Below are 12,397 nucleotides of genomic sequence, written 5' to 3'. Positions count from 1 at the left end.
GGAAAGGCTGCAACCGCGCCGGTGTCACAATGGCATCGGCGCTGTTTTTAGCGGGCTAGCAGAGCGCCGCTCGACGCGTTGGTCGGTCGCCCATGGCAGCCAAGCGTTGCGTCAAACGGGCCAATCGGGCCGCACTGCCCTGCTGTGCAGACTCGAGAATATGCCGCGCCCAAGTCGGCAATTGCGGCGCTAGCTGATAATACACCCATTGCCCGTCCCGCTGGTCCACCAGCAGCCCGCACTGGCGAAGCTGCGCCAGATGACGCGACACCTTGGGCTGGGACTCTTCAAGCACATAGGTCATTTCGCACACGCACAGCGATTGCTCATGGGCAATCAACAGCATCAGCATCAATCGCGTTTCATCGCTCAAGCACTTGAATACCTGCAGTGCATTCAACGGAGTGGATTTTCCCAAGACGATTATCCCCACCTGATCCATAATGCGGATAGTTTACGCCACTGGCGTAAGCATCGGCAAAGCCGCTGGCAATACGCGTCAAGCAGCCACGCAGAAGCAAGACATCAGGCGCTCGACAATAGTAGCGTCAAGAAGAATTAAACAAAGGACAAGCGGAATCGATTAATGGCTGGCGTCATAAAAGGAAGGAAAACAGACGCTAGATGGCTCCCCGAGCAGGACTCGAACCTGCGACCCAATGATTAACAGTCATTTGCTCTACCAACTGAGCTATCGGGGAACAATAGAACTACCGTAAACGGTAGGAATATATCGTGCGGGGCAATTTGGCTCCTCGAGCAGGACTCGAACCTGCGACCCAATGATTAACAGTCATTTGCTCTACCAACTGAGCTATCGAGGAACAATCTAATATTGCCGTATTTGAGATCAGTTTATTGGCTCCCCGAGCAGGACTCGAACCTGCGACCCAATGATTAACAGTCATTTGCTCTACCAACTGAGCTATCGGGGAACTGCTCAAACACGGTGCGTAGTATACTGATAGAAACGTAACGGTCAAGCATCGATTCCGCGTCAACGCTAGCCGCCCGTTGGTTGTGTCCGTATAATGCGCACAATCATAGGCGCCCAGGCGCAACGACACTCCATTCATCCCTCGTCCTTCCGACGACCCATAGATGACAGGTACCGATGGCGAAGAAGCTCTTCATCAAAACGCACGGCTGCCAAATGAACGAGTATGACTCCTCCCGCATGGCGGACATGCTCGGCGTTTCTCATCAGCTCGAACTGACTGATAACGAGCGCGAAGCCGATGTCATTCTTCTCAACACCTGCTCCATTCGTGAAAAAGCGCAGGAAAAGGTGTTCCATCAGCTGGGACGCTGGAAAAAACTCAAGGACGCCAATCCCGATCTGGTCATTGGCGTCGGTGGCTGCGTTGCAAGCCAGGAAGGCGAAGCATTGCGCAAGCGAGCACCCCATGTGGACATGGTGTTTGGGCCGCAGACACTGCACCGGGTGCCATCCATGCTGGATGCACGCCGCGACAATCAAATTGCCGCGGTGGATGTGACCTTTCCGGAAATCGAGAAATTCGACCACCTGCCTAAACCGACCTCAGACGGTGCCACCGCCTTTGTGTCGATCATGGAAGGCTGCTCGAAGTACTGCTCGTTCTGTGTGGTGCCCTACACCCGCGGCGAAGAAGTCTCTCGGCCGTTTGAAGCGGTGATGGATGAGGTCATTCACCTCGCCGACCAGGGCGTGCGCGAAGTCAACCTTCTCGGCCAGAACGTCAACGCCTATCGGGGCGAAAACCAGCTGGGCGATGAAATTGACCTTGCTGAACTGATCGCCTGTGTCGCGGCGGTCGAGGGCATCGACCGCATTCGCTTCACCACTTCGCACCCGGTTGAGTTCACTGACAGTCTGGTGGATGCCTACGCCGATATACCCGAGCTGGTCAGTCACCTGCACCTGCCGGTGCAATCGGGCTCGGACCGCATCTTGAGCGCGATGAAGCGTGGCCACACGGCAGAGGCCTATATCGAAAAGATGGAGCGGATTCGTGCCAACCGCCCGGATATAAGCTTTTCCTCCGACTTTATCATTGGCTTCCCCGGCGAGACGGAAGAAGACTTTGAAGCGACGATGGACCTGATCCATCGCATAGGGTTCGACCACTCGTTCAGCTTTGTTTTCTCGGCACGCCCCGGCACACCAGCCGCCGCGCTTGAGGATGAAACACCGGAAAGCGTCAAGAAAGAACGTCTGGCGATCTTGCAGGCGCGTATTCTCCAGCAGGCTGGCCAGATCAGCCGTCGCATGGTGGGCACTACCCAGCGCATCCTGGTGACCGGCTTTTCGCCAAAAGACCCAGGTCAACTGTCCGGGCGCACGGAAAATAACCGGGTGGTCAACTTCCGCGCCGCCAATCCCACCGAGCTGATCGGCTACTTCGTGGACGTGGAAATCACCGAGGCCCTGCCCAATTCACTGCGCGGTGAACTCGCCTCCCCTGAGCGTTATTGAACATCGCTTATCCCAGGTAATTGCCCCAACACCGCTTGGGGCAGTAAGCTGACATTGACACCCATCAACCGACAGGTTTTTCACTCTTGAGCCAGCCATCGCCTCAGGCCAACCGCATTACCACATTAAGCCTTGAACCCAATGACCCACAGCGCCTTGCCAGCCTGTGTGGTCAGCAGGATGAGCACCTGAAGTTGATCGAAAGCCGCCTGGACGTAACGCTGCGCAACCGAGGCAATGTGTTCCAGTTGGCTGGGCCCGCCAATCGCATCAAAGCCGCTGCCAACGTGCTGGAACACCTCTACCGTGAAACAGCGGCGGAAGAAGTATCGGCCGACACGGTCCACCTGTTTCTCCAGGAATCCGGCCTGGAAGCGCTGGAGGAAGAAGACGATATTGAAGGCGACAGCGGCGAAGTGATCATGCGTACACCACGTACCATGATCAAGCCCCGTGGCCTTAATCAGCAGCGCTACGTCACCAGCATTCGCGAGCACGACATCAACTTCGGCATTGGTCCGGCGGGTACCGGTAAAACTTACCTTGCCGTCGCGGCCGCCGTGGAAGCGCTCAACCAGCAGGCAGTGCGACGTATTTTACTGGTCCGCCCGGCAGTGGAGGCCGGTGAGAAGCTCGGCTTTCTGCCTGGCGATCTCGCCCAGAAAATCGATCCTTACCTGCGTCCGCTCTACGATGCGCTCTACGAAATGATCGGCTTCGAACAGGTCGCCAAACTGATCGAACGCCAGGTGATCGAAATTGCCCCGCTGGCTTACATGCGTGGCAGGACGCTCAACAATGCCTATATCATTCTGGATGAGAGCCAGAACACCACGCCCGAACAAATGAAAATGTTCCTGACGCGTATTGGCTTTGGCTCCACCGCCGTAATTACCGGTGACGTCACCCAGGTCGATCTGCCCAAGGGCCAGCGCTCGGGCCTGATTCAGGTACTCGACGTGCTGAAAGACACGCCTGGAATTGGCGTCACCCACTTTGCCGCCAAGGACGTGGTTCGCCACCCACTGGTGCAGCGAATAATTGAAGCCTACGACGCCTTCGAGTCCCAGCAGGAAGCCGAGGAACGCGCCCGCCGGGAAACGCGCCAGCAAGAGCGGGAAGCCCGCCTGCAAGGCCGCGAAGGCCCAGGGGATACCAAGCGATGAGTGATATCGTGATCGATCGTCAGGCGGCTATCGACGACCAACAGCTACCGACGCAGGCACAGCTCATCCGCTGGGTGGGCGATGTGCTTGCCCGGCACCCCGACGACCCACGTCAGGAATTGACCGTGCGTTTCGTCGATCTCGCTGAAAGTCAGTCGCTCAATCATGATTACCGGGGCAAGGATAAGCCCACCAACGTGTTGTCATTCCCGTTCGAGAATCCACCGGGCATCACGCTGCCATTACTCGGCGATCTGGTGATTTGCCATGCCATTGTTGTAAAAGAGGCTGCAGAACAGCATAAAGCCCTTGAGCATCATTACGCCCATATGGTGATTCACGGCACCTTGCATTTGTTGGGCTATGATCACATTGAGGAGGAAGACGCCGAGGTGATGGAGCAATGTGAGCGCGAGCTGCTTGCCACCCTGGGTATCACCGACCCTTATATTGGCGACATATGAGACTTAAGGCCCATACGTTGAACTGGTACCGCGCCCCCGGTCAGTGATAAAACGTCCTTTCGAATCACGCTACCTGAGTCCGTCAACAAGAGATTACCTGCATGAGCGAAGACCGATCGAGCAACGCCAATCAACGATCCTGGCTCGAGAAACTCTTTAGCGCCCTTTCGGGCGACAACGACGAACCCAGCTCCCGCGATGAGTTACTGGAATTTCTACGCCACGCGGCAGGGCGTTTAAAGCTTGATCAGGACGCCATCATGATCATTGAAGGCGCACTGGAAATCAGCGACCAACAGGTTCGCGAAATCCTTATCCCCCGCTCACAGATCTCGGCGATCACTCTTGATCAGACCAGCGAAGAGTACCTGGCGCTCATTCAAGAGACCGGTCACTCACGCTATCCGGTGATTGGCGAAAACCTTGACGATGTAAAAGGCATTCTGCTGGTCAAGGATTTGTTACCGCTGCTTTCACAGACCCAGGCCGAGCGCGATGCGTTTCAACTGGCTGATATCGTTCGCTCGGCGATGTTCATTCCTGAATCCAAACGACTCAACAGCCTGCTTAAAGAGTTCCGCGACACCCACAACCACATGGCCGTTGTGGTCGACGAATACGGTGGCACGGCGGGCATTATTACCATCGAGGATATTCTTGAGCAGATTGTCGGCAACATTGAAGATGAGCACGACGCCGACGAGGAAGAGGATATTCGCGAGCTCGACAACAAGCGCTATGCCATCCGTGCCCTCACCACCATCGACGACTTTAACGAGCACTTCGATACCCAGTTCTCTGACGATGAATTCGATACCATCGGCGGACTGGTGATGCAGCAATTTGGCCACCTGCCGCAACGCGGCGAATATACCCACCTGGGCGGTTGGCGCTTTGAGGTCCTCAACGCCGACAACCGCCGCATCCGCCTGCTTGAGGCCTACCGGGAACAACGCCCTGACAGCAGCGACGACGAGCAGAACGACACCTAGCCTTCACGCCTCAACGTTCAGGACATAAGGATATCTCGCTATGGGTAGCATCCCAGCTGTGTATCGACAGCTAATCGCCGCACTGATGGCTGGCGGCCTCACAACGCTGACGGCGTCACCATTTGAGCTATGGTGGTTAGGGCCGGTTGCCGCAGGCTTGATGTACGCAGGCACTCATCAACTGACCGCCGCCCAGGCGGCCCTCAAGGGCTGGCTCTACGGGGTGGCGTTGTTTGGCAGCGGTGCTTCCTGGGTCTACGTATCGATCCACGACTACGGCTATACCGGCGTACCGCTTGCGCTGTTTCTCACCGCCCTGTTCGTCTGCGTACTGGCGCTGTTTTACGCCGGCACGCTGTGGCTCTACCGCCGCTTTACCGGCCCCCGACTGGCCCTTGTCAGCTTTGCCGGCATCTGGGTGCTGGGAGAAGTCCTGCGCACCTACCTATTCACCGGTTTTCCCTGGCTATTACTCGGCTCAGGCTATGTAGACTCGCCGCTGGCCGGCTGGGCGCCCATCGGCGGTGTCTATCTGCTATCGCTGCTGGTTGCCCTCAGTGGCACACTCGGCGCGGCGCTGCTGCTGCGCCGCCAATGGTGGACACTCGCGCCACTGGCGGCTGTCTGGCTGTTACCACTGGCGTTGCCCTCGCAGTGGACCACACCCGCCGAAACACCCACGCGGGTCGCACTGCTACAGGGCAATCTTCCCCAGCTCGAAAAATGGACCCCTGAAGGCCAGCGCAATGCCGCCAACATTTACAGCGACTTGACCCGCGACGTCGCCGATAACGTTGACCTGATTGTGTGGCCGGAAACGGCCCTGCCCATGGTGGAAACCCAGGCACGCCCGGTGCTTGAGCGCGTACAGAGCAATCTGCCCACCGACACGGCACTGATGACCGGCATCGTTCAGCGTGACATCAACGAGCGCTACTTCAACAGCGTGGTAGGTGTGGGTAATGTCGAAGGCAGCTATCAAAAAGAGCATTTAGTGCCCTTTGGCGAATACCTGCCACTGGAAAGTCTGCTGCGCGGGGCTATCGACTTTTTCAACCTGCCCATGTCGAGCTTTACCAAAGGGGAGTCCGACCAGGCGCCAATGCAGGCTGCGGGGGTCAGCATCGGCAATGCCATCTGCTATGAAATCATTTACCCGCAATTGGTGGCCGACCGCGCCAGAGACAGCGATGTATTGATGACGCTGTCCAACGATACCTGGTTTGGCGACTCGATCGGCCCGCACCAACACTTGCAGATGGCGCGTCTCAGGGCGCTGGAAAATGGCCGCTACGTGCTTCGTGCGACCAGCAACGGCATTACCGCGATCATTGATGCACAGGGTCGCGTGGTCGAGCGCGCGCCCCAGTTCGAGACCACATCGCTCGCCGGCGAGTTCTACGCCACCCAGGGGTTAACGCCGTTTACCCGGATGGGAAGCTGGCCGGTGTGGTTTTTAGCCGCACTCATGGTGCTGGTGGGTGTGCCGCAGACTCGCCGCCGGTAAACTGGGCAATCAGGTCGGTATGCGGCCGGGTGTCGATAACGCCGTTACAGGTATTGCCATGCTTAAATCTCGCCCCTTCTTATTGCTCGTCGCGCTTCCGGTAATCCTGGCGTTGCTACTGGGCGGCGCCATTTTTGGCGGACAGGCATTATCCGACAGCAATGTCGACGATGATATTCAGCGTGCCCTGTCGCAAACCCTCGGTTCCCCCGGTGACATCGAGCTTGCCAAGCTACAGAAGGTGCAATACGGCTACACTATTTGTGGGCTGTACCGTACCGCTTCGTCTGACCGCGGCTACGCGTCGTTCATGTACGATACGCAAAGCGACGACGTGATCCTGGATATAAAGTCACGACGTTATAAGTCGCGCTGCAGTCTATCCGTCGCCTGCCAGTAACCTAGTCCCCCTGATCCACCAGCTGGTTGATATCGGCAACGGCGTCAGTGATCGGATGGCTGTCACGGATCAGGAATCGTGCCTCTCCTTCCCGGTCAAATGCAAAAACCGCGCTTGTGTGCGTCACAATATAGTCACCACGCTGGTTGGGTTCTTCGTAATCATACGTGACACGCATACGGTTGGTCAGGGCGTCTATTTCCGCCAGGTCTCCCGTAATGCCAATAAACTCAGTGCCGAAGGCATTGGTGTAGCGCTTTACGACCTCGGGGGTATCACGCTTCGGGTCAACGGAGATGAACAGCACCTGGATGTCGTCACGGACGTCATCGTCCAATCGGTTCAACGTGCCTGCCAGTCTGGCCAGCGTAATCGGGCACACATCCGGGCAATAGGTATACCCAAAGTAAACCAGTGTGACCTTACCCCGATACTCTTCAGCCTCGACGGCCTGACCGTTTTCGTCAATCAACGAAAAATCCAGTGGCGGCATGATCTCGTGGGTTTCTGCCGTGCGCCAGCTTCGATCAACACAGCCGACGAGCCACAGCGCAGCCAGCACAATAAACAACTGTTTAATCATTAACTCGTCCTGCGTGACAGCGTATTAAAGCGATACAGGGGATACCACATCGAACGTGACCGACAGCTGCTGAGCATCGTCAAACTCCAGCAGCACCTCGACATCATCACCTTCAGAAAAGGTTTTCAGACGCCCGATAAACATCAAGTGATGGCCTTTTGGGGCAAACTCGAAACGCTCCCCCGCCTCGATTTCCACTTGCTCCATGGCGTGCATATGCGCCATGCCATTTTCCTCGCTGCTCATATGGATCTCGACGTCTTCAAAGGCCTCGCTTTGCGCGCCGACTAAAACAGCTGTCTCGTCGCCGGTATTATGTAGCTGAAAATACCCCGCTCCCGGCTGCTCACCGGGCAACAAACTCAATCGCGCGTTACTGACCTGCACGTCCTGTCCACTGGCATGTCCGGCGGTTATCAGCATCAGCAGCATGCCACCGGCTAACAGCCGAGGGGCCTTGAATAGGTGACTGACCATCTTATTTCTCCTTTTGGGGAAGGACTGAGTTTTTCGGTGCTGTTCTAGTCAACTGACACGCTAGACGCTTTGCGCGCTGACGTTGTTGAGCATCTCAAAAGCTTCATCACCATAGCCAGATTCCAGGTTTCCGCAACCCTGATGCGACATTATGTCAGCGACACCGTCGATTGTCTGGTTATACGAAAAAAGCCCCACCGTTAAGGCAGGGCTTCATCAGGCGGAACGTACTTGGTCACCTATTCAGGTATTTCACCCAACACTTCAGGAATCGTGGTCTTTACATAGCGCCCGGGGGCGGGCTCGATCACGCTTAACTCGCCCTCACCTGGCTGACGTGCGGCGACCATTTTTTTCGGATCCGGGTCCGCATAGCCATTTTCGGTGACCCAGGCCTGCCAGTGAGGCCACCACGACCCTTCATTGAAGGTCGCCCCCTCAAACCAGGCTTCATGGCTTTCAGGCAGCTGATCGTTCGTCCAGTGGCCATATTTTTGCTTATGGGGCGGATTGACGATACCGGCAATGTGCCCCGAACCGCCCAGCACAAAGGTTGATGGCCCTTTTGGCAACAGCGCGCCGTAATAGGAGCTGTTCCACTTGGCAATATGGTCTTCCTTGGCCGACACAAAATAGCTGGGCGCCGATATTTTCCTGAGATCGATCTTCACCCCGTCAAGTTCGATGCCGCCGGGCTCGACCAGCTTGTTCTCCAGGTACATGTGCCGCAGGTACCAGGCATGGGTTCCGGCAGGCAGGTTGGTACCGTCCGTGTTCCAGTAAAGCAGGTCGAAGGCAGCCGGGGTTTCACCTTTCAGATAATTATTGATGTAGAACGACCAGAAAAGATCGTTTTCACGCAGCAGGTTAAAGGTATAGGCCATCGAGCGCCCGTCCAGATACCCTTTCAACTGCATACTCTCTTCAATGCCCTCTACGACGCGTTCGTTGAGGAATACACCGATATCGCCGGGATCACGGAAGTCCTGCAGGGTGGCCATGTAGGTCACCGATTTAACCTTGCGGCCACGCCGTGTGCTGGTGAGATAGGCCACGGTCGATGCCGTCAGCGTGCCGCCAACGCAGTAACTCAACAGATTGACGGACTTTTCACCGCAAGCCTTTTCAATCGCTTCCATGGCGGTAATCGGGCCCAACTGCATGTAATCGGCCCAGGTGATGTCATGCTGTTCCGGCCCCGGATTGCGCCAGGAAATCAGAAATACGCTATGCCCCTGGTCGACAAGCCATTTCATCATCGAATTATCTTCGCGCAGATCCAGTACGTAGTACTTGTTGATCCACGGTGGCACGACCAGCAGTGGTGTTTTATAGGTTTTTTCGGTGGTGGGCGTGTACTGGATCAGCTGCATCAACTCATTTTCATACACCACGGCCCCAGGGGTAACGGCGATGTTTTCGCCAACGCCAAAGGCACTGCGATCCGTCATACGGACGTTGATGCCCTCGGCAGAATTGGCCAGGTCATCGCGCAGCCGCTCAAGCCCCTCCACCAGATTCTGCCCCTTGGTTTCCAGCGTGCGGCGCATGACCTCGGGGTTCGTCGTGACAAAGTTGGTCGGCGACATCGCGTTGACGACCTGACGCGCATAAAAGGCCAGGTTGCGCTTATGGGTTTCGTCCATCCCGCTCAGACTGTCCACCAGCTCATCCACCATCTGGGAAAACAGCAGGTACTGCTGCATGATGGCCATGAAGTGGGGTTCCCGGGTCCAGGCCTCGTCCTTGAATCGCCGGTCGCCTTTCTCCGGCGTGACCATTGGCGATACCTCTTCACCGGCCATCGCCCGCATGCCCTGCTGCCACAGCAGCCACTGGTCCTGCAACAGGCGTGACTGGGTCTGCCATAATAGCGTCGGGTTCTGCATTAATGACTGCGCGCCGGCTTCAAAGCTTTCCCGCATGTCGCTATACACGGAGTCTGCCGCTTCGCTTGGCGCAATGCGCGATAACAGATCCTGCATGAGTCCTTGATACTGCTCACCAATATCTTTCAGCTGTGCATTCCACGCTTCCAGCTCTTCTTGAGAAAGGCCATGGGGCGGTAATTCCCACTCTGCTGACATCTTCGTTCTCCTTTACCGGCGCGGCAACGCTAACGCAGCCTGTTTGATGGCAGGTAATCAAAGGCTCAAAATAGGCGCGGCGCCCTTGGGCGCCGCGATCAATCGGGTCAATCAGCTTTTACGCGAGGATTGGCTGCTCGCTTTTGCGGACTGCTCACCCTTGGCGGCGGCTGGCTGCTCGCCTTTGGCCGCGGCGCTGGCCTGGTCGGCCATCTGCTTGCCTGCTTCACCAAACAGCTTTTCCATCTCTGCCTTGAATTCAAGGCTCATCTCGCTCATCACGCGAGCGTCTTCCTGCATTTTCTGAGACAGCTCGTTCATCATCGCCGCTTGCTGCGTGCCGAAGTCGCGCAGGCTTTCAGCATCCTGAACGTCGGTTGCGCTGCGCAGGCGCTCGGTACCCATCTGGCTGTAGCGCTTCATCGCTTCCAGCTGATATTGGGTCATCTTTTCCATGTTGTTGAGCATCAGCGAGTTCATCTTGCGCATCGGCTCAAACATTTGGCGGGTCTGGGCGTTGAAGGCGTCCATCATTTTATCTTGCATGGTATCTACTCCTCTATTCGTTCCTTGGCATGAGCCGTGAGTGACTCACTTGAACACGAATTGCTGCACTGCAAAAAGAGTAATGATTGACAGGGCATGTTGCAACTACCTTGACGAAAACGGCCTCTAGCGCTTTGGTCGTGTCCGGGTTTCATTACTCCGATTTCCGTTTTGCCCGTGACCGGGAAGATGCCGTTGCCTTGGTATTAGCATTGGCGCTCTTGGTACTTGTCGTGCCACTTTGAGCCTTTTCCTCTTCAGGTGCATCGCTGCTACTGGCATTCCCGGCTTGTTTCAACATATCCAGCATCATCTGCTGATAGGTGCCGAAATTGGACAACCCCTGTGAAAGGCCCTGCTGCATCATGGGCTGCTGCAGGAAAGGCCGCATCAGGCTCATGGGGTCATACCCCTCAACGCCGGACTCCATTTGCCGCTGGATGTTCTCAAGCAGGTGTTGCTGAAACGCTCCAACGTCGGGCAACCCCAGCGCTTGGCGAAACTCATCGGGGGTGAGATCGAACTCAACGTTAATCTTCATTGGCGGCTCCTGCTTCATTAACCAATATTGTTTTATTTGAGTGTAGCAGCGATATGCGAGGGACACCTTGCCGTTAGCGTTGGGTTAAACGTGGTGTATCAACGCTTACTGCACCGTTTTGCCCACGCTGCCGCAGCCAGTGATCCATCAACGTTATCGCCATCATCGCTTCCGCGATGGGCGTTGCGCGAATACCCACGCAAGGGTCATGACGACCTTTGGTCACCACCTCGACGGCATTGCCGTTGACGTCGATCGAGCGCCCCGGCGTGGTGATGCTCGACGTCGGCTTGAGCGCCAGGCGGGCCACAATGGGCTGGCCGCTGGAAATCCCCCCCAGAACACCGCCGGCGTGGTTGGACAAAAAGCCTTCCGGCGTCATCTCGTCGCGATGCTCACTGCCTCGTTGATCGATGCACCCAAACCCGGCGCCAATCTCAATCCCTTTTACCGCATTAATACTCATCAAACCATGCGCCAGATCAGCATCCAGGCGATCAAATACCGGCTCACCCAGCCCGACCGGAACACCTTCAGCCACCACGGTGATCTCCGCGCCGACGGAATCCTGATCGCGGCGCAATTGATCCATGTAGTCCTCAAGCTCGGGCACTTTGGCGGGATCGGGGCAGAAAAACGCGTTCTGCCCGACGGCATCCCAGGAATTGAAATCTATCTTGATCGGGCCGAGCTGGCTCATATAGCCACGCACCTGCACTCCCTGAGCCGCCAGATACTGTTTGGCAATGGCACCCGCGGCGACCCGCACCGCGGTTTCCCGCGCGCTTGAACGCCCTCCCCCACGATAGTCACGGTGACCATACTTGTGGTGATAGGTGTAGTCCGCGTGGGCAGGGCGAAACTGGTCCTTGATTTTTGAATAATCTTTCGAGCGTTGATCGGTGTTCTCGATGATCAAACCAATCGAGGTGCCGGTCGTTTTGCCTTCGAAAACGCCCGACAGGATTTTCACCTGGTCCGCTTCCTGGCGCTGGGTGGTATACCGCGAGCTACCGGGGCGGCGGCGGTCCAGGTCGTGCTGCAGATCCGCCTCGGAGAGTGGCAACCCTGGCGGGCAGCCATCGACGATCGCGCCTAGCGCCGGGCCGTGGCTTTCCCCGAAGGTGGTAACGGTAAATAGTTTGCCAAATGTATTGCCGGACATGAGCCTTAGTT

The 12,397-nt window shown here is 56.6% G+C and carries 13 protein-coding genes and 3 tRNA genes; 6 read left to right on the top strand and 10 right to left on the bottom strand.

The annotated features are described in order from the left end of the window. Nucleotides 1-55: 55 nt before the first annotated feature. The 4 genes from IT895_RS06320 to IT895_RS06305 form a co-directional block, all read right to left on the bottom strand. A complete protein-coding gene (locus tag IT895_RS06320) occupies nt 56-442 on the bottom strand; it encodes a metalloregulator ArsR/SmtB family transcription factor (RefSeq protein ID WP_176243617.1) in 387 nt (128 codons plus the stop codon). Between the two features lie 183 nt (nt 443-625). Then, nucleotides 626-701 (bottom strand) — tRNA-Asn (locus tag IT895_RS06315). A 47-nt stretch (nt 702-748) separates the two neighbouring features. Further along, a tRNA-Asn gene (locus IT895_RS06310) sits at nt 749-824 on the bottom strand. A 35-nt stretch (nt 825-859) separates the two neighbouring features. Next, nucleotides 860-935: transfer RNA gene (locus IT895_RS06305), tRNA-Asn, on the bottom strand. 179 nt (nt 936-1,114) lie between these two features. Between IT895_RS06305 and miaB the strand changes: the two genes are divergently transcribed. The 6 genes from miaB to IT895_RS06275 all read left to right on the top strand — a co-directional run bounded on the left by miaB (nt 1,115) and on the right by IT895_RS06275 (nt 6,987). After that, on the top strand, nt 1,115-2,458 hold the full coding sequence (gene miaB / locus IT895_RS06300) for a tRNA (N6-isopentenyl adenosine(37)-C2)-methylthiotransferase MiaB (RefSeq protein ID WP_199285048.1): 1,344 nt from the start codon (nt 1,115-1,117) through the stop codon (nt 2,456-2,458). Nucleotides 2,459-2,544: 86 nt separating this feature from the next. Further along, entirely contained in the window at nt 2,545-3,624 is a 1,080-nt protein-coding gene (locus IT895_RS06295; RefSeq protein ID WP_085917408.1) for a PhoH family protein, read from the top strand. Continuing rightward, complete coding sequence (gene ybeY / locus IT895_RS06290) at nt 3,621-4,088, top strand: rRNA maturation RNase YbeY (protein ID WP_085917407.1); 468 nt, start codon at nt 3,621-3,623, stop codon at nt 4,086-4,088. The genes IT895_RS06295 and ybeY overlap by 4 nt, the downstream gene beginning before the upstream one ends. A gap of 101 nt (nt 4,089-4,189) precedes the next feature. Further along, nucleotides 4,190-5,080, top strand: a complete 891-nt coding sequence (locus tag IT895_RS06285) for an HlyC/CorC family transporter (protein WP_085917406.1) — start codon at nt 4,190-4,192, stop codon at nt 5,078-5,080. A gap of 40 nt (nt 5,081-5,120) precedes the next feature. Next, a complete protein-coding gene (lnt, locus tag IT895_RS06280) occupies nt 5,121-6,587 on the top strand; it encodes an apolipoprotein N-acyltransferase (RefSeq protein WP_199285047.1) in 1,467 nt (488 codons plus the stop codon). Next, the gene (locus IT895_RS06275) at nt 6,562-6,987 is read left to right on the top strand and encodes a hypothetical protein (protein WP_233337383.1); all 426 of its coding nucleotides are present in this window, start codon (nt 6,562-6,564) and stop codon (nt 6,985-6,987) included. Before lnt ends, IT895_RS06275 begins: the two co-directional genes overlap by 26 nt. A 1-nt stretch (nt 6,988) precedes the next feature. Here IT895_RS06275 and IT895_RS06270 read toward each other — a convergent pair whose 3' ends face one another. The 6 genes from IT895_RS06270 to aroC all read right to left on the bottom strand — a co-directional run bounded on the left by IT895_RS06270 (nt 6,989) and on the right by aroC (nt 12,386). After that, entirely contained in the window at nt 6,989-7,570 is a 582-nt protein-coding gene (locus tag IT895_RS06270; protein ID WP_199285046.1) for an SCO family protein, read from the bottom strand. Between the two features lie 24 nt (nt 7,571-7,594). Beyond that, entirely contained in the window at nt 7,595-8,047 is a 453-nt protein-coding gene (locus IT895_RS06265) for a copper chaperone PCu(A)C (RefSeq protein ID WP_199285045.1), read from the bottom strand. Between the two features lie 239 nt (nt 8,048-8,286). After that, nucleotides 8,287-10,134, bottom strand: coding sequence for a class I poly(R)-hydroxyalkanoic acid synthase (phaC, locus tag IT895_RS06260; RefSeq protein WP_085917402.1), 1,848 nt, complete (start codon nt 10,132-10,134; stop codon nt 8,287-8,289). A 111-nt stretch (nt 10,135-10,245) separates the two neighbouring features. Then, complete coding sequence (locus IT895_RS06255) at nt 10,246-10,680, bottom strand: phasin family protein (protein WP_085917401.1); 435 nt, start codon at nt 10,678-10,680, stop codon at nt 10,246-10,248. A gap of 154 nt (nt 10,681-10,834) precedes the next feature. Continuing rightward, nucleotides 10,835-11,221, bottom strand: coding sequence for a hypothetical protein (locus IT895_RS06250; RefSeq protein WP_199285044.1), 387 nt, complete (start codon nt 11,219-11,221; stop codon nt 10,835-10,837). A 73-nt stretch (nt 11,222-11,294) separates the two neighbouring features. Further along, nucleotides 11,295-12,386: a chorismate synthase gene (gene aroC / locus IT895_RS06245; RefSeq protein ID WP_085917399.1), complete on the bottom strand. Its 1,092-nt coding sequence runs from the start codon at nt 12,384-12,386 to the stop codon at nt 11,295-11,297. Nucleotides 12,387-12,397: the final 11 nt, after the last annotated feature.

The organism is Halomonas sp. A40-4, assembly GCF_015767635.1.
Classification (GTDB): domain Bacteria; phylum Pseudomonadota; class Gammaproteobacteria; order Pseudomonadales; family Halomonadaceae; genus Vreelandella; species Vreelandella janggokensis.
This window is presented reverse-complemented; position numbering and strand designations above follow the sequence as displayed.

What these genes read in the sequence shown, in the direction of transcription:
- IT895_RS06320 (WP_176243617.1), bottom strand. Translation starts at nt 442, where the DNA reads ATGGATCAGGTGGGGATAATCGTCTTGGGAAAATCCACTCCGTTGAAT.
- miaB (WP_199285048.1), top strand. Translation starts at nt 1,115, where the DNA reads ATGGCGAAGAAGCTCTTCATCAAAACGCACGGCTGCCAAATGAACGAG.
- ybeY (WP_085917407.1), top strand. Translation starts at nt 3,621, where the DNA reads ATGAGTGATATCGTGATCGATCGTCAGGCGGCTATCGACGACCAACAG.
- IT895_RS06285 (WP_085917406.1), top strand. Translation starts at nt 4,190, where the DNA reads ATGAGCGAAGACCGATCGAGCAACGCCAATCAACGATCCTGGCTCGAG.
- lnt (WP_199285047.1), top strand. Translation starts at nt 5,121, where the DNA reads ATGGGTAGCATCCCAGCTGTGTATCGACAGCTAATCGCCGCACTGATG.
- IT895_RS06270 (WP_199285046.1), bottom strand. Translation starts at nt 7,570, where the DNA reads ATGATTAAACAGTTGTTTATTGTGCTGGCTGCGCTGTGGCTCGTCGGC.
- IT895_RS06265 (WP_199285045.1), bottom strand. Translation starts at nt 8,047, where the DNA reads ATGGTCAGTCACCTATTCAAGGCCCCTCGGCTGTTAGCCGGTGGCATG.
- phaC (WP_085917402.1), bottom strand. Translation starts at nt 10,134, where the DNA reads ATGTCAGCAGAGTGGGAATTACCGCCCCATGGCCTTTCTCAAGAAGAG.
- IT895_RS06255 (WP_085917401.1), bottom strand. Translation starts at nt 10,680, where the DNA reads ATGCAAGATAAAATGATGGACGCCTTCAACGCCCAGACCCGCCAAATG.
- IT895_RS06250 (WP_199285044.1), bottom strand. Translation starts at nt 11,221, where the DNA reads ATGAAGATTAACGTTGAGTTCGATCTCACCCCCGATGAGTTTCGCCAA.
- aroC (WP_085917399.1), bottom strand. Translation starts at nt 12,386, where the DNA reads ATGTCCGGCAATACATTTGGCAAACTATTTACCGTTACCACCTTCGGG.